Consider the following 16,651-nt stretch of genomic DNA (forward strand, 5'->3'; position numbering starts at 1 on the left):
AGGTGGTATTAACCACCTTTTATTTTTTCTCTGCCTGAATCAGGCGTTGTCCACTCTGATCAAGTAAATACAAGGTATTACCTACCAACTGGAAGCGTTGAATACGTTGTAAAGAGTCAACTAGTTCTGCTTCTTGAGCCAAAGCGCCATCACAACTTGAATGACCCGCATTCACTTCCATATCAAGTTTCTTTTGGTTGAAATCGAAAGTATAGCGTCCAAAAACACGATTACATCCCGTATGACCAGACACCGTTTTGACTGCTGAGTTCAATGAAAGAGTCGGCCATTGGTTAAAGAATTTGGCTTTATGACCGTTGATTTGAGTAATTTGCCAGTCAATATCTTGAACACCTTCTGGGCTCACTTTCTTTTTGACTACTGGTGTTTGTACATGGTGTGTGGGTTTTACATGGCCTTTTTGAATATTTTGTTGCGGCGTGCTTTGACATGCTGCCAATACAAGGCTGATTGCGATGAAAAGACATTTCAATGGCAATTTCCCTGCAATATCAATGCTATTCTTTTTTCTCAATCGCTGTATTTTCATTACACAACTTCTCCTATCTGAAATGTTGCCAAGCATGGTTTAATTCTGTTACGGTTCTTTCAATACATCTGTACAATAATGTTAGTGATTCTCACTATGCACGTGCTAATATGATGTGCAAAATAGCAATAAATCTTGATGATTGGTTTTGCTATGTCGTTTTGTCTTTTTACCTTGTATGACAAGGTTTCTAGGAGCGCTGCCGGATATGACTTCCGCCCCACTCAAGGCCCCAATTAACTGGACCGCTAGCATTACCTTAATTGGTTTACCAATTCTTGCTGCAATCATAATCCCGATTTATGCGTATTATTATGATTTTAGTGTAAGCGCATGGGTAAGCTTATTTTTTCTTTTAGCTTTAAGTAGCATGGGGATTACTGCTGGTTACCACCGTCTTTGGGCACACCGTGCTTATGAAGCGTCATTACCACTTAAAATTCTTTTAATGATTGGCGGCACATTTGCTGTACAAAACAGTATTCTGTTTTGGGCATCTGGTCACCGTACTCACCACCGCCATGTTGACCATGTGGATGAAGATCCGTATTCAATTGAACGTGGTTTCTGGTATGCCCATATGGGTTGGATGATCCGCGATCATTCTCCATCTAAACCGGACTTTAAAAACGCACCTGATTTGCTCAATGACAAACTCGTGATGTTCCAGCATAAATACTATGCTTTGCTGGTTGTAGCAGTTCATGTCGGTATTTTAGGTTTAGTTGGCTGGGCAACTGGCGATTTATGGGGAGTTGTTCTTCTCGGTGGCTTATTACGTTTAATTATTAGCCATCAAGTAACATTCTTCATTAACTCACTTTGCCATATGTTTGGTAAACGTCCTTATACCGATGAAAACTCAGCACGCGATAACTTCTGGTTAGCGATTGCAACATGGGGCGAGGGTTACCATAACTATCACCATATTTTCCAATACGATTATCGTAATGGTGTGAAGTGGTGGCAATATGACCCAACTAAATGGTTAATCTGGACATGTTCTAAAGTTGGTTTAGCAAAGAACTTACGTCGTATTCCAAGCTTTAATATTAAAAAAGCAGAATTGGCAATGAAGTTTAAATATGCTGAACAAGACCTTGCTATTTATGGCCATGATGTAAATGCTGACATGAGCCAAATGAAGCAACGTATTGCTCAAGAATATGAAGCATTTACCCACACTTTAAATGACTGGGCGAAACTCAAAGAACAAGAGTTACAAGCGAAGAAAGCAGCTATGGCTGAAAAGATTCATAAAATGGATCATAAGTTAAAGGTTGATTTCCAATTGCTTGAACATCGTTTGAGTCATCACCGTGAGTGCTTAGAAACTTTAATGCGCAACATTAAAAAGAACACAAACGTCGTACCAGACTAATACGACTCTAGTTCGAAATAGCGCCTGTAAAGCCATGCTTTGCAGGCGCTATTTTTTTGGCTGGTTTTTAACTATGGTATAGTGAAGTTCGCCTCAAATATTTAGTCCAGCTTATGCAATTCAATCCGCTTTATTCATCACTCAATCCTAAGCTTTTTCATATACAACAGCCCTCTCCTCTGCGTGGTGCGAAAGCTGGTCACTTCAATTTAGCTTTAGCCGAAGAGTTACAATGGACAGATGAAGAAAAACAAGCTTGGGTAGAAATTTGCAGTGGTCAGCGGACTTTCTCAGAGTTTCCCCCTTTAGCAATGGTTTATGCAGGCCATCAGTTTGGGCAATGGGCAGGTCAGCTAGGCGACGGACGTGGTTTACTCATTGGACAAATTCTGAATAAAAATGGCCAAACCATCGATTTACATTTGAAGGGTGCAGGCCCTACTCCCTATTCGCGTATGGGAGATGGTCGAGCAGTTTTACGTTCAGTTATTCGCGAATATTTAGCAGGTCATGCCTTAAATGCGCTAGGAGTCGCATCGAGTCATGCAGTAGGTTTTACAAGCTCTGTTCAAGGTGTACAACGTGAAAAACTAGAACCGGGTGCGATGCTACTTAGAACATCTGAATGTCATATCCGTTTAGGTCATTTTGAATGGATCAATCAATATGCACCAGAGTTATTAGCTGAGTTCACTCAAAAATGTATTGAATGGCACTATCCAAAATGCCAAAAAGAAGAACAACCTATTTTAGCTTTTGCTAAAGCTGTGATTAAAAATACAGCCATCATGATTGCTAAATGGCAGCTGGTCGGTTTTGCTCACGGCGTGATGAATACCGATAACTTAAATATTACAGGCTCTACACTTGATTTTGGTCCATATGGTTTTATGGAACGTTTCCGTCCAAACTGGATTAACAACCACTCCGATTATCAAGGGCGTTATACCTACCAAAACCAGCCGAGTATTGCGCATTGGAACTTATGGACTTGGTTAAATAATCTAGTTCCACTTGCTGAACCTGAGCAAAAAGAGCAATTCAAAGAAGAATTAGCTGCTTGCTTAGAAGAGTTTGAGCCCACCTTTATTGAGCACTACACCACTGGATTGTGTAAAAAAATGGGGCTTCCTCATTTCCACAAAGACAGTACTGAATGCGGCTTAAGCTTTTTACGTATTTTGCAAACGGAGCAGCTTGATTACACTCAAAGCTTTATTCGACTACAAAATAAAGAATACAAAGTACTACGAGATGATTGTCTCGATATACGACAATTTGATGCTTTCCTTACCCAATATCAAAGCATTCGTGAACATCAAGATACAGATGAACTTGATACAAACATGCAAGAAGCAAATCCGATTTATATTTTACGTAATCACATGGCACAGCGAGCGATTGAAGCAGCGGAGCGAGATGATTTTAGTGAGGTAGACCGTTTTTTTAAGCTACTCAATCATCCTTATACACGACAGCCAGACTTGGAAAAACCAGAAGATTTAGGCCCGTTACCAAGTGATGTACCCGATGTAGCGGTGAGTTGTTCGTCTTAATATAAAAACTCTAAAACTCTCTTAAGTGGCTTAACTTAAGAGAGTTTCTTAATCATCAAAGAATAATATATGAAAATTAGACCTATCATTATTTGTACACTTCTTATAGTTCCACTCGGAATTGCTTTTTATAAGTATGAAAAATATTTACCTACTTTTTCAGGCTCTCATGAAGCACTTACAAGTAATGAGATATCCCATCTTATAAAGACAAAACCTGTAACCTCAATTGAAGTGTTTAAAAATCAACGCATACTTCTACTCAAAAGTAATCAGGAAGTAATTCGTCGTTATCCTATTCGCTTAGGCTTTAACCCTGAAGGACACAAAAACTTTGAAAATGACGGTAAAACACCTGAAGGTGTTTATTCTATAGATTGGCGCAATCCACAAAGTGCTTTCTATAAATCATTGCATATTTCCTATCCCGATACGAAAGATATTGCTTATGCCAAACAGCATAACCAGCCAACAGGTGGGAATATCATGATCCACGGATCAGTTCCAAAATCCTTACTCTCGATGCCTTTTAGTTCAACCTATATGCCACACAAAGATTGGACTTTAGGTTGTATCGCAGTTAGAAATGTAGATATAGATGAAATTTGGCAGTTAGTACCCAATCACACCAAGATTATAATTTATCCATAATCTTTGAAAACTATCCACATTTTCTGTGGATAACATTGTGGTTATCCACAGAATAACTTTTCCAAGCAATTATTCTTCAGGATATTCGAAGCGATATCCTACACCGTAAACAGCTTGAATCCACTCATGACGGTTACCAGTTTCGGCCACTTCCGTGATTTTTCGACGCAAGTTTTTAATATGGCTATCAATAACTCGGTCAGCAACATCAAAGCTATCCGGATTGATATGGTCTAATAATTGTGCACGTGAATAAACTTGCCCTACATGTTCTAAAAATAGCTCAAGTAGGCGAAATTCTGTCGGCGTTAAACTTAAAGATTTTTGTTGATACCAAATTCTTTGTTGAGCTTTATCGATGCGGAACGAATCATTTTGCTCTGGCTCTGCCTTACGTTCCAAACGGCGTAAAACTGCTTGTACACGGGCAACTAACTCTTTTGGACTAAAAGGTTTGCACACATAATCGTCTGCTCCCATGTTTAGACCTAAAACACGGTCAATTTCTTCAGTACGTGCAGTTACCATAATAATGGGTAAATCTGACTGTTCACGTACCTTACGGCAAATTGTTAAACCATCCATTCTTGGAACCATTAAGTCCAGAATCATTAAATTAGGTTTGCGTTGTTGAAAGCTCGTATAAGCATCTTGACCATCATGAAACATGCTAACTTCGAAACCAGCAGCCTCAAGATAATCACGCACCAGCTGCGCTAACTCGACTTCATCCTCAACCAACATTACATGTTTCATGGGCCATTTTTCCTTTTATTTAACTCTGCTTTTCAAAGGTCAGTACACAACGTAGACCACCTAATGGTGAGTGTTCAAAACTGAGTGTACCACCAAGCGCTTGCGCAATTTTACAAGATAAAGCTAAGCCTAGTCCTGTTCCACCCGTACTACGCGTGCGCGAATCATCTACACGATAAAAACGTTCACCTAAACGAGATAATTGTTCATCATTTAAACCAAATGGGCTGTCATCGACATATAAAGTCCAATCTTGGGCGGTTTGACGTGTATGAATATGAATCTTTCCACCTGTTTCGGTATAACGAATACTATTACTAATTAAATTCACGATAATTTGTTTAAAACGGTCACGGTCTAATAATAATGGAACGCCCTCACCTTCAACCTCAATTTCTAAACCTGCCTGTTCGAGTTTAGGTCTAAAATTTTCGACCTCTTGAAGTACAACGTCCCATGGATTGACCGAACTAACATAACATTTAAGTTGCTGAGCATCGGCCTGAGCCAAGTCTGCAAGGTCTTGAGTGAGTTTCTTTAAACTCGAAACTTGTCGCATCATGGCATCTAGGTGTTCAGGGGTCGCCTTTCGAATGCCATCTTGCATTGCTTCAATTTGTGCTTGCAATACAGCTAATGGTGTTTTCAATTCATGAGATGTATCTGCAACCCATTGACGGCGTGATTCTTCATGTTGATGTAGAATCTCGGCCAAATGGTTCAATTGAGTCGATAAATCACCAAGTTCATCATTTCGTTTAATGACCACTTGATGTTGATAATTACCTTTAGTTAACTCCTTTGTCGCATTTAATAAACGTTGAATTGGCTTTTTAAAATAAGTTGCCATTAAAAGTGCTGCAACTAAACTCGATAGTAAAGTTAAGGCATAAATTAAAAGTAAATAACGCTTTTGATTGCTAAAGAAATTAATACTTAAGGCATCTTCTTTATCTAGAACTGGTTTTAGACCTAAATAACCGACCACCTGATTGTTAACGATGATCGGACGATAAGACATCTGATCTGAAGATGGAGGTTCGCCGACTACAAATTGATGTTTGGCATCATATAAAGATAAACGAGAACTTAAGCCCAAACGGTCTGGCAAAGCAATAAAGCGCTTCTTACCATTTTGAGTCTCAATGTCTTTGAGGCTTCCTCTTTTTGACTTGTTTTTACTGTCATCACGTGGACGAAACTGATTGGCACTTAATGGGAATTTTAAACCTTCAAATGGTTGATACTCAGAAGGTAAATTCTTTTCCAGTGTGCGTAGCTCTTCATCACTAAAAATAGAATTTTTATTTGCAGTCGCGCCATCTGGAGAAACATTAATGAGAGTGTGTTCATCGAACGAATGCTGCTGAATGGCAATATCATATTGGCGTCTTAACCACCACTGTGAAAGACGGTCATAATCATCTGGAGCTGCCGTTCCTTCAATTTGTAAGATTTGCGCCTGAATCGCATTTCCCCAATCATGATAAACGGTATAGACATTCCCAAGATTGGTCATGAGCCGATCTAGCTTTTGCATTTCAACATCGGCCACATATTTGGCAAAGTTCTTTTGCATCGTCCAGTGCAGAACACTCAAACTTGCGGTTGCAATTAACAGCGTAGTAAGCAAGACCGTTAAAAATAGCCGCAATGCAATGGGAACACGTAGAACGTTCAAAAGCACTCTCTCATTTTTATCCTATATTTGGCATTGTAACCAACAACGAAAAGAAAAACTCTCCATTGTTTCTTCATCTTTATTATCTAATCTTTAAGCCATCTGAAAACAAACATTAAAGGGCTTTAAACATGAAAATGACGGCTAAAATCGCATTATTCAGTGCAGCAATTGTAACTATGGGCAGTTTGGCTGCGTGTCAATCAAACCCGCAAACGCCTAATTCAGAACATCACATGATGCAAGATGGTCCACGAGATGGCCACCACCGTATGAAACACCGTGAATTTACGCCTGAGCAAAAAGCAGCATGGGAACAGCATCGTGCAGAACGTCAAGCTCGTTTTGAACAGATTCAAAAAGCATGTGAAGGCAAAGCAAATGGTCAGGCTGTAAATGTTCAAGTTGGAGATAGAACACTTGAAGGTACATGTAACCTTCGTTTTGAGCCAAAGCGCCCTCAACCTCCAATAAATGCCCCAGCTCCAGTAGCACCTCAAGCAAAATAATTCTAAAAATACTCAAATAAAAGGCGCCTATAGGTGCCTTTTTTTGTGTACATAACTACTTACGATTTTGACTATTTGTCTCATCTAAACTTCACCAAAAGTGTTTACACTCAAAGCACTTACATAGTTCAAGTATTTTTTTCTTGACTTTGCAGTCACAAAGTAAAGGCCCTGAGGTGCTTGTACAGTTATGCAAGTTGTTGCACGATGTAATGGTTCAAGGTGCCTCTTATGGCACATTATCGTAGATTAGGATTATAACTCTGGTTTCACCAGTATTGAGGAACCCGATATGCCACAATACAAAGCGCCCTTACGTGATATGCAATTCGTTTTGCATGAATTATTAAATGCTGAAGAACACTATGCAAAATTACCTGATTTCCAAGGTAACGTAAGCCGTGAATTGGTTGATCAATATTTAGAAGCTGCGGCAGACTTCTGTGAAAATGAACTTTCTCCTTTAAACCAAGTTGGCGACCGCGAAGGTTGTACTTGGAATGATGGTGTTGTAACTACACCAACAGGCTTTAAAGAAGCTTATCAAAAATATATTGAACTTGGCTTCCCGTCTTTATCAGCAGAAGAACAATACGGCGGTCAAGGCTTACCTAACTCTTTAGGTATCGCAATTTCTGAAATGGTGGGTAGCTCTAACTGGGCATGGGGTATGTACCCTGGCTTGTCTCACGGAGCAGTACGTACATTAGAACATCATGGTTCTGATGAGCAAAAAAATACGTACTTACCAAACCTTGTTTCAGGTGTTTGGACAGGTACGATGTGCTTAACTGAATCTCATGCAGGTTCAGACTTAGGTATTATCCGTACTAAAGCAGAACCAAATGCAGATGGTAGCTATGCAATCTCTGGCGAGAAAATCTTTATCTCTGCTGGTGAACACGACATGGCTGAAAACATCATCCATATCGTTCTTGCTCGCCTTCCGGGTGCACCTAAAGGTACTAAAGGTATTTCGTTATTCATCGTTCCTAAATTCCATGTAAATGCAGATGGAACTGTGGGCGAGCGTAATGCGGTACGTTGTGGTTCTATCGAACACAAAATGGGTATCCATGGTAACGCGACTTGTGTCATCAACTTTGACCAAGCTAAAGGTTACTTGATCGGACCTGAAAACCGTGGTTTGAACTGTATGTTCACCTTCATGAACACAGCACGTATTGGTACTGCTGTTCAAGGTTTAGCAGCATCTGAGTCATCTTTCCAAGGTGCCTTAACTTACGCGAAAGAGCGTTTAGCAATGCGTTCACTTTCTGGTCCTAAAGCTCCAGAAAAAGAAGCAGATCCTATTATTGTTCACCCTGCTGTTCGTAACATGCTTTTAACTCAAAAAGCGTTTGCTGAAGGGGGTCGTGCACTTGTTTACTTACTAGCTCAATATGCAGATATCGTTGAAAAAGGTGAATCTGAAGAAGAGCGCAAGTTTGCTGACAATATCTTGTCTTTATTGACTCCTATTGCAAAAGCATTCTTAACTGAAACAGGTTCTGAGTCTGCTAAGCACGGTGTTCAAGTGTTTGGTGGTCATGGTTTTATTTCTGAGCATGGCATGGAGCAAATCGTACGTGATACACGTATTGCTTGCTTGTATGAAGGTACAACTGAAATTCAAGCACTAGACTTGTTAGGCCGTAAAGTTTTGCAAACTCAAGGTGCAATGCTTCGTGATTTCACCAAGATTGTTCACAAGTTTGTAGAAGCAAATAAAGACAATGCTGCCATGAAAGAATTTGTTGAGCCACTTGCTGCGCTAAACAAAGAATGGGGCGACCTCACTATGCAAATCGGTATGCGTGCAATGCAAAATCCGGATGAAGTGGGTGCAGCAGCTGTAGATTACCTCTACTTCGCGGGTTACGTGACTTTAGCGTATCTATGGGCTCGTATGGCGCTTGTAGCACAAGAGAAATTGGCAGAAGGTACAACTGACGTTGATTTCTATAACGCGAAAGTTACCACTGCTCGCTTCTACTTCAAGAAAATCTTGCCACGCGTACGTTCTCATGTAGACGTGATTGCTGGTGGTCTAGATCCATTGATGTCATTGGATGCTGAACATTTCGCTTTCTAACCATAGTTAGTTGCGATATGCAATGTTAAAAACCAAAAAAGGACTGCTCAGTTTTGACGGTCCTTTTTTTATAAAATCAGTGATAAATTTAGACTTTAAATTCAATATCCATTTCGTTTTACAGGATATCTAGCACAGGTCGATGTGCATAAAAAAGGTGAACGATTATGCCAATTTACAATGCTCCTTTAGCTGATATGAAATTCATCTTAAATGATGTATTTAAAGCAGAACAATTTTGGCAGTCTAATGAGAAACTCGCTCATGTAGATGCTGCAACTGCTGAAGCAATTTTAGAAGAAATGGCTAAATTTGCTCAGAACGTGACTCATCCATTAAACCGTACTGGTGATGAAGAAGGCGCTCGCTACGAAAACGGCGAAGTCTTTACTCCTGCTGGCTTTAAAGATGCATTTCGTCAATATGCAGAAGGTGGCTGGATTGGCTTAGGCGCAGACGAAGAATGGGGCGGTCAAGGCATGCCAAAAATGCTGACCGTTCTTGCCGATGAAATGTTATTTGCGACAAACCCATCTTTCATGCTCTACCCGCTTCTTTCAGTGGGTGCTGGTATGGCTTTAAGTAGCTATGCATCTCAAGAACAAAAAGAAACTTATTTACCTAAGATTTATTCAGGTGAATGGTCAGGTACCATGTGCTTGACTGAACCTCATGCAGGTACTGATTTAGGTATTATTAAAACTAAAGCAGAACGTAATGAAGACGGTACTTATAACATTACTGGTACTAAAATCTTCATTACAGGCGGTGACAACGATTTAGCAGAGAATATCATTCACTTGGTACTTGCTAAAACTCCTGATGCTCCTGCTGGTTCACGTGGTATCTCACTATTTATTGTACCGAAATACCTAGTAAATGAAGATGGCTCGTTAGGCGACCGTAACCATGTTGGCCCAGGTTCTATTGAACATAAAATGGGGATCAAGGCCTCTGCTACTTGTGTAATGAACTTTGATGGCGCAAAAGGTTACCTCGTTGGTAAAGAAAACGAAGGGCTTGCTGCAATGTTCGTGATGATGAACTACGAACGTTTATCAATGGGTATTCAAGGCTTAGGCGCTTCTGAGTTTGCTTATCAAAATGCTGCTCAATATGCGACTGACCGTTTACAAGGTCGTAGTGCTGCAGGCATTCAATCACCAAATAAACCTGCTGACAGCATTTTAGTCCATGGTGATGTACGTCGTATGCTACTTAACGTACGTGCCAACAACGAAGCTTCTCGCGCATTTGCTGTTTATGTAGGCCAACAGCTCGATATCACTAAGTTCTCAACTGATGCAGAAGCGGTGAAAAAAGCCAATAATCGCGTTGCGCTTTTAACACCAATTGCAAAAGCTTACCTCACAGATACAGCATTCCAAGCAACTTTAGATGCTCAGATGGTATTTGGTGGTCACGGTTATATTCGTGAATGGGGTATGGAACAATGTATTCGTGATCTTCGTATTGCTCAAATCTACGAAGGTACCAATGGCGTTCAGTCTCAAGATTTAATTGGTCGTAAAACTATTAAATGTGGCGGCGCATTCATTGCTGAATACATCACTGAGATTCGTGACTTTGCAAATGACCTAGACACAGATTTGAACTTCATTAAAGATGCAACATTAGATGCTGCAACTGAAATTGAAGCAATTACTCAGTTTATTATTGAGCAAGCTGCTGAAAACGTAGACTTCCCAAATGCTGCTGCTGTTGATTATTTACATGCAGTGGGCTTACTCAGCTTCGCTTATATGTTTGCAAAAATTTCTGCTGCAGCTAAAGATAAGTCTGGTGATTTCTACCAAAACAAACTTGCTTTAGCTCAATACTTTGTTGAACGTATCTTGCCAGATATTGATGCACGTATTGCTAAAATTAAAGCGGGTGCTGACTTAATTATGGGCTTTAGTGAAGACTACTTTACCAACCAAGCATAATTAAATTTTTCATAAAAAACGCCTGATTACTCAGGCGTTTTTTATTTTGTATTTACTATTTCTATTGGCATAAAATTTGTTTATTTTCTAGGCACACTCATATCAAAAAAGATTTTACTATGCCTGATCCTAAAAAGTTTGAAAGAACACTCGACCGATTTGGACACTATGCTGTTGAAGCTTTTCATTATTTGGCTTTATTCATTATCGGCTGTATGGTGGCATGGTCAGCGGCACATACTGTTTTTGAAATTTTAACTATCAAAAAATATGCATCAATTGATGATATTTTACTATTATTTATCTACCTAGAACTTGGCGCAATGGTTGGGATTTACTTTAAAACCAATCACATGCCTGTACGCTTTCTTATTTATGTCGCAATTACAGCCTTAACCCGTCTACTCATTTCCGATATTCAACATGACCATAAAGCGGATATCGATCAAGTCATTATTACTGGTTCAATTTTAATTTTAGCGATTTCCATTTTAGTCGTTCGTTTTGCTTCATGGAATTATCCATCGGTCATGAAAGAAAAGCATTCAAAGACCCCAGTCTCACTCAAAACTCCTCAGCCACAAGATGATGAGTTAGCATAAAAAAAGGCCTCTATATTGAGGCCTTTTTAATATTCTATATTTTACACTTAACGCACACGATAAACTTGGTGATGTGAATCAACTAATAAATATTGATTCGGCGTTTTCACCCAGTGATACCCACGTGGTGGCTCATATAAACGGTGTGCACGCCAGTCTGAAACAAAGTAACGGTTCTCACGATATTCTACAGGAATACGCTCCCCTCGCTTGATTACGACATATTCATGGCCACGGTTCGCATTTGACCAAACCGGTGGTCTATGGTCATCGCGTCGATCATAACGATGGTCATAGTGGTGTTCATAATGTCGATTATCTCTACCGTGATAATCATCCCAGCGATTATTTGAATCCGCCATCGCAGTAGCAGATATACCCAACATTAAAGTTGAAAGTACAAGAACGATTGGCTTTTTCATGGTGCATCCCTTTTGTCTTGATATAGAGCTAGATTAAAAGAGAGTCAAGGAGAAACCATGAATAAAACAGGCTTGATTGATATTGTTTGTAATGACTATAAAGAAAATATGAAGAATCTGTATCTGTGCTACCATTAGCATTTTCCAAGCTAGGTCAATTGCTGTGTCTGAAATCAGTTTTGAACGTCTTCATCAATTTTTCTGCAAAGTTCCAAGTGTACAAGAAGCCCGTATCATGGCGCATGGAGCAGATGGCGAACACGCTTGGTGGTTTAAGTTCAGTATTGATGTAGAACACCCACTTGCATGGCAAACCGTACAAGAACTCGGTCACGTTTTAAATTATCTCTCGACGAATGAGCGTCTACCAACACTATTTTTTCCGGTGTCACCACCACCTTATATGAATGGTGAAGCAAAAGACTTTCTATCATGGATCATTCAGTGTAATCACCCTGAGTTTAATCCAGATGTCGTTTGTGATTGGCTTGAGGCACGTTTACCCAATCCGGTAGATGATGAGTCTCAGTGGAAAATTAAGACTGATTTGAGTGAAATAGAAAAGTTAGATGATAAGGCTTTGGATCAATTGATTCCGCCTGCACCTTAAAATATTCAAAGTTTTATTCTCTATTTTTAATTAGCACGACGGGGTCTTATCGCTTTAAGTTCTAATTGTAGTAGCTAATTCGTTACTTTGGTTTCGCCCAAAGTAACCAAAAGCATTTGTCATCCACAAAACCTGTTCACTGTTTTCGTTTATCTAATTTTATTGCAAAAACAATTTAATCGCAGATTTTGGGCAGGTTGTGGATGACTCTAGGCACAAGCCATTTTTGGAAAACTCCAAAGATAGTGATTAAAAAGTCGACAACCCTGACCATTCCATAAAACGATAAATCCAATACTTCACTTTAGACTCGTCGGCATACTTCGCGTAATCCACACTCATCTGTTTGTCTTGCAAGTTTGACCATGAAGTATTGAAGTAATCCTGAGCATCTTTAAAGACTTGATCTTGAACTTTGCCTATAACCAACATATCCGTTTCAAGGTTGTAATTTTTTAAATTACGAGCAGTGAAATTGGCAGAACCTACAATCAACTCAGCTTGCTGGTCGTTATATTTCAAAATCATTTTGCTATGGTTCTGCTCACCGTGCGTATCACACCAACGGATTGGAATACCTACAGCATGTAGTTCTGAAGCAACCTGACGGTTTGGAATACCATTCTTTTGTCTTCCAAATGCATCTTTATTTGGATCAAGTAAAACACGAACAATCACACCTCGTGCTTGAGCATTTTTTAGAGCTTCAATAATCTTGCGTTCAGATAAATAGAACATACTCAAATCGAGGTGTTCTTTAGGTTTAGCCGAGTTAATTAGTTTCAGTACAGATTCATAGATCGCACCTTCAGTTAACACTTGAACTTGAGGCTTGGTTATATCTTTTTCAAAGTCACCTAAAATGAGTGATGGAGAGCTACTTCCAGACATTTGTGCAACAGCAGCTTCTGTTTGGAGAATATCAGTAGCTGTGGCTCCTGTTACAACTAACGCAACATTAGAGTGTCTCGAACTACCATCGTGTGGATTTGCTGAAGTGACCAATGATTTCCAGCCAGCATCGGTATCAACGACCAATGTCTTACGGTGATTGGCCTTAAAATTAAATAAGTTCAGATAACTTCGTAATGTAATTTTTTCATTACCAAATGGGTTGGGTAGCCAATCTTTGTCTGGATTATTTCCAACATTCTGACAACAGATATACCAAAAACCTGACCAAAGTGGATTAGACGCTCGTAAAGGTGCCAGATTTGTTTCGATAACATCAACCCCAGCTTGACGTAATTGACGATAATGCTCAGGCCTTAGACCACCATAAACTGAGTTAATCGGGTCAGTAATCAATACAATCTGAATTTGATGATTTTGTCTTTTTTTATTGATTAATGCATCAGTCAGCTCTTGCATCAATGGTCTTTGCTTTATTTTTGAATCACCGACTTCTGAATTAAACAAGAACATATCGACCACTATCGTCGTCTTTGCCTCATCAATCATTTTTAAGATTTCATCAAAAATATGCTGATCAAGCTTCTGCTGACCATTGGCATCCAGATAGGTTTTATCTGCTAAAAATTTGACATCGGCATGTCTAAGCTTGCCACTAAAGTTAATGCCCTGTGGTAATGGTTTTACTGTGTGGTAAATTGCCGATGCAACATATGCAATAGCAACAACGCAAAGTAATACCGCCATATAACGACGCCCTGACCAATTTATTTTTTGATGAATTCGCTGAAAAATACGCATAAAAAAGACCTAACTTGATCATTTCAAATTAGGTCTTTTAGCTTGATTTTTCAAGTTTAGTTTCGTGTTAGGCCTTAGAAACTAAAGTTCACACCTAAAGTAAAATTACGTCCGACCTGAGGAACATTTGCGAGGAAAGACTCATGTTGATAAATGCGGCTGTCTAACAAGTTATTGGCATTCAGGAACACTCGGTAATCACCAATGTTGTTATATTTCCCGTTATAACCAACGCCTAAATTCAGCATGTTATAGCTCTGACCTTTGGTTTCATAATTAGCAATATCATCTTGTTTAAACACATGATAATACTCGGCAGAACCATCCCAACCATCACCAAAATCTGCTTTGACTTTAGTACCTAAACGTCCACCAGGAATACGTGGTGCATTTTCATTATCAATTTTGCCGCGAACATAATCGCCAAATAATCCTAAATTATATACAGGTGAAATTTGGTAGCTTAGGTCAGCATCGACACCATAGAACTTCGCTGCATCTTGATTATATTGAATAAGACGGAAGCCTTGGAATTCATCCAAGGTATTGGCATAAATGAAATTATCAAAACGGTTATGGAACACACTTACATTGTATTTCAAGCGGTCATTATTAAAGTGTAAGCCTAACTCAACATTATTTGAGCGTTCTTTCTTAAGGTCATCATTACCCAACTCATAGGTATTGGTCGCCATATGAATACCGTCCGAATACAACTCTTGAGCAAATGGCAAACGCTCTTGGTGTGATGTTGTGAGGGACAATTTGTATTGCGGAATAAACTCCCAGCTTGCTGTACCAGCAACCGAATATCCAGTACCTGTGTAATTCTTTTGATCTGACTCAATGTCGATAGTTTGGTGATCAATACGTGATGAAACCGCAAGATTGATGTTATTGATTTGTTTTTGTTGCAAACCAAATACGCTATAACGTTGGGTTTTGCTTGGGTCCATAATGGACTCATCACCAACAATATTTAGTTTTTGTTGAGTATATTGCGCACCAATTTGTCCTGTCCAACCAGCCCAAGCATTATTTTCTAATGTAACTCGGCTATCAATCCCTTTGCTTTTAAAGGTTGTTCCGACATCAGTATTATGCATTTCTTCATGTTGATAATCGGTATAGCTTGCTTGTGCTGCAACTTTAGCAAAACCTGCAAACGGGTCTTTTAACTCACCTTTTAAGTCATAACGCTTTTCTTTGAGATTAATCCATGAAGCATCATGTTCGTGATCATGCTCATGATCGGTTGAATCACCTGCTCCACACACCAGATGCAAGCCATCACGTTCACAAGAACCAAAAAGCTCATTATCAGCAGGAATACCATATTGATCGTGGCGCTGGCTAAATGAAGCACCGATAAATCCACGGTCACCAATCCAAGACAGTCCAGCATTATAGTTTTTAGATTCAGCAAAAGTGCTGTCCTGACGACGCTCATCTGTTTGTAAATCTTTAGGCAAGATATAGTCATTGGCATCGCGCTTTAAACCACCAACGCGTAGCGCAACATGATCCCCTAAACCAACTGTCGCTTGCCCTGAATAAAGTAGCTCATCACTACCTGAGTTGTAGCGAACACCAGCTTTTGCTTGATAGCCCTTATCTGGCATGCTGGTTGGAATTTTTTCATCAACAACATTCACCAGTCCCCCGACTGAGCCTGCACCATATAGTAATGCTTCAGCGCCATTTAATATCTGAATATCTTGGGCAGAGTTTGGATCAACCGTAACAGCATGGTCTGGCGATACAGATGAAACATCCATTACATCGCCACCATTTTGTACAATCTTGACACGTGTACCATCTTGACCACGAATGACGGGACGACTCGCCCCTCCCGTATATTGAGCTGAATAAACCCCTGCCTGACCATTTAAGGCATTACCGATACTGGTTGCCCCTTCTGCCAAAGACGTATTGTTAGGTAGTGCTGTAGGTTCTGCTTTAACCGTAATTGTTGCCAATTCGGCAGGTTTCTCTTCCGTAGTATTTGTCTCATCTGCTGCCATCACTTGCTGAATAGAAAATGATAATAATGAGAGAACAAAAAGCTGTGTTTTGAGCTGCATAGTCAATGACCCATATTTTTTTGTTATATTATAACATTCCAAACGTTTTGCAATAAAAAACATTAGTCGAAGGTATGTTTCGTTAGACTCAT

Annotated in this window: 14 protein-coding genes; 8 read left to right on the forward strand and 6 right to left on the reverse strand. The window is 39.6% G+C overall.

The features are described 5' to 3' along the window. Window positions 1-19: 19 nt before the first annotated feature. Complete coding sequence (locus AC1PJ9_RS08755; RefSeq protein ID WP_263614560.1) at window positions 20-550, reverse strand: META domain-containing protein; 531 nt, start codon at window positions 548-550, stop codon at window positions 20-22. Window positions 551-758: 208 nt separating this feature from the next. Between AC1PJ9_RS08755 and AC1PJ9_RS08760 the strand changes: the two genes are divergently transcribed. From AC1PJ9_RS08760 to AC1PJ9_RS08770, 3 genes are all read left to right on the forward strand, one after another. Beyond that, complete coding sequence (locus tag AC1PJ9_RS08760; RefSeq protein ID WP_263614561.1) at window positions 759-1,931, forward strand: acyl-CoA desaturase; 1,173 nt, start codon at window positions 759-761, stop codon at window positions 1,929-1,931. A 113-nt stretch (window positions 1,932-2,044) separates the two neighbouring features. After that, window positions 2,045-3,487, forward strand: a complete 1,443-nt coding sequence (locus AC1PJ9_RS08765) for a protein adenylyltransferase SelO (RefSeq protein WP_311086567.1) — start codon at window positions 2,045-2,047, stop codon at window positions 3,485-3,487. A gap of 69 nt (window positions 3,488-3,556) precedes the next feature. Next, on the forward strand, window positions 3,557-4,138 hold the full coding sequence (locus AC1PJ9_RS08770; protein WP_311086566.1) for a L,D-transpeptidase family protein: 582 nt from the start codon (window positions 3,557-3,559) through the stop codon (window positions 4,136-4,138). A gap of 69 nt (window positions 4,139-4,207) precedes the next feature. On the opposite strand, the gene AC1PJ9_RS08775 is transcribed toward AC1PJ9_RS08770, so the two are convergent. Then, window positions 4,208-4,894, reverse strand: a complete 687-nt coding sequence (locus AC1PJ9_RS08775; RefSeq protein ID WP_263614564.1) for a response regulator — start codon at window positions 4,892-4,894, stop codon at window positions 4,208-4,210. A gap of 19 nt (window positions 4,895-4,913) precedes the next feature. Next, window positions 4,914-6,575 (reverse strand): sensor histidine kinase efflux regulator BaeS, encoded by a 1,662-nt coding sequence (gene baeS / locus AC1PJ9_RS08780; RefSeq protein ID WP_311069852.1) that lies wholly within the window; start codon window positions 6,573-6,575, stop codon window positions 4,914-4,916. A gap of 131 nt (window positions 6,576-6,706) precedes the next feature. On the opposite strand from baeS, the gene AC1PJ9_RS08785 reads away from it, so the two are divergent. From AC1PJ9_RS08785 to AC1PJ9_RS08800, 4 genes are all read left to right on the forward strand, one after another. Further along, window positions 6,707-7,084, forward strand: a complete 378-nt coding sequence (locus AC1PJ9_RS08785; RefSeq protein ID WP_263614566.1) for a hypothetical protein — start codon at window positions 6,707-6,709, stop codon at window positions 7,082-7,084. Window positions 7,085-7,376: 292 nt separating this feature from the next. Next, window positions 7,377-9,179, forward strand: coding sequence for an acyl-CoA dehydrogenase C-terminal domain-containing protein (locus tag AC1PJ9_RS08790; RefSeq protein WP_019457492.1), 1,803 nt, complete (start codon window positions 7,377-7,379; stop codon window positions 9,177-9,179). 167 nt (window positions 9,180-9,346) lie between these two features. Continuing rightward, a complete protein-coding gene (locus AC1PJ9_RS08795; protein ID WP_311086565.1) occupies window positions 9,347-11,128 on the forward strand; it encodes an acyl-CoA dehydrogenase C-terminal domain-containing protein in 1,782 nt (593 codons plus the stop codon). A gap of 119 nt (window positions 11,129-11,247) precedes the next feature. Next, window positions 11,248-11,730 (forward strand): phosphate-starvation-inducible protein PsiE, encoded by a 483-nt coding sequence (locus tag AC1PJ9_RS08800; protein WP_004705685.1) that lies wholly within the window; start codon window positions 11,248-11,250, stop codon window positions 11,728-11,730. A 47-nt stretch (window positions 11,731-11,777) separates the two neighbouring features. Here AC1PJ9_RS08800 and AC1PJ9_RS08805 read toward each other — a convergent pair whose 3' ends face one another. Then, window positions 11,778-12,152 carry an RcnB family protein gene (locus AC1PJ9_RS08805; RefSeq protein ID WP_311086564.1) on the reverse strand — a complete coding sequence of 125 codons (375 nt, stop codon included), beginning with the start codon at window positions 12,150-12,152 and terminating at the stop codon, window positions 11,778-11,780. A gap of 163 nt (window positions 12,153-12,315) precedes the next feature. Here AC1PJ9_RS08805 and AC1PJ9_RS08810 point away from each other — a divergent pair, with 163 nt between their 5' ends. Then, window positions 12,316-12,762, forward strand: coding sequence for a hypothetical protein (locus tag AC1PJ9_RS08810; RefSeq protein WP_004705683.1), 447 nt, complete (start codon window positions 12,316-12,318; stop codon window positions 12,760-12,762). A 249-nt stretch (window positions 12,763-13,011) separates the two neighbouring features. Here the strand turns inward: AC1PJ9_RS08810 and AC1PJ9_RS08815 are convergent, their stop codons facing one another. Together AC1PJ9_RS08815 and znuD are read right to left on the reverse strand one after the other, a co-directional pair. Continuing rightward, window positions 13,012-14,475 (reverse strand): phospholipase D family protein, encoded by a 1,464-nt coding sequence (locus tag AC1PJ9_RS08815; protein WP_311086563.1) that lies wholly within the window; start codon window positions 14,473-14,475, stop codon window positions 13,012-13,014. Between the two features lie 74 nt (window positions 14,476-14,549). Beyond that, a complete protein-coding gene (znuD, locus tag AC1PJ9_RS08820; protein WP_311086562.1) occupies window positions 14,550-16,559 on the reverse strand; it encodes a zinc piracy TonB-dependent receptor ZnuD in 2,010 nt (669 codons plus the stop codon). Window positions 16,560-16,651 lie beyond the last annotated feature (92 nt).

The organism is Acinetobacter sp. 70_2, from assembly GCF_056736115.1.

Excerpts from the sequence above, each read along its gene's own strand:
- AC1PJ9_RS08805 (WP_311086564.1), bottom strand. The coding sequence starts at position 12,152 with ATGAAAAAGCCAATCGTTCTTGTACTTTCAACTTTAATGTTGGGTATA.
- AC1PJ9_RS08770 (WP_311086566.1), top strand. The coding sequence starts at position 3,557 with ATGAAAATTAGACCTATCATTATTTGTACACTTCTTATAGTTCCACTC.
- AC1PJ9_RS08795 (WP_311086565.1), top strand. The coding sequence starts at position 9,347 with ATGCCAATTTACAATGCTCCTTTAGCTGATATGAAATTCATCTTAAAT.
- AC1PJ9_RS08785 (WP_263614566.1), top strand. The coding sequence starts at position 6,707 with ATGAAAATGACGGCTAAAATCGCATTATTCAGTGCAGCAATTGTAACT.
- AC1PJ9_RS08755 (WP_263614560.1), bottom strand. The coding sequence starts at position 550 with ATGAAAATACAGCGATTGAGAAAAAAGAATAGCATTGATATTGCAGGG.
- AC1PJ9_RS08775 (WP_263614564.1), bottom strand. The coding sequence starts at position 4,894 with ATGAAACATGTAATGTTGGTTGAGGATGAAGTCGAGTTAGCGCAGCTG.
- AC1PJ9_RS08760 (WP_263614561.1), top strand. The coding sequence starts at position 759 with ATGACTTCCGCCCCACTCAAGGCCCCAATTAACTGGACCGCTAGCATT.
- AC1PJ9_RS08800 (WP_004705685.1), top strand. The coding sequence starts at position 11,248 with ATGCCTGATCCTAAAAAGTTTGAAAGAACACTCGACCGATTTGGACAC.
- znuD (WP_311086562.1), bottom strand. The coding sequence starts at position 16,559 with ATGCAGCTCAAAACACAGCTTTTTGTTCTCTCATTATTATCATTTTCT.
- AC1PJ9_RS08815 (WP_311086563.1), bottom strand. The coding sequence starts at position 14,475 with ATGCGTATTTTTCAGCGAATTCATCAAAAAATAAATTGGTCAGGGCGT.
- AC1PJ9_RS08790 (WP_019457492.1), top strand. The coding sequence starts at position 7,377 with ATGCCACAATACAAAGCGCCCTTACGTGATATGCAATTCGTTTTGCAT.
- AC1PJ9_RS08765 (WP_311086567.1), top strand. The coding sequence starts at position 2,045 with ATGCAATTCAATCCGCTTTATTCATCACTCAATCCTAAGCTTTTTCAT.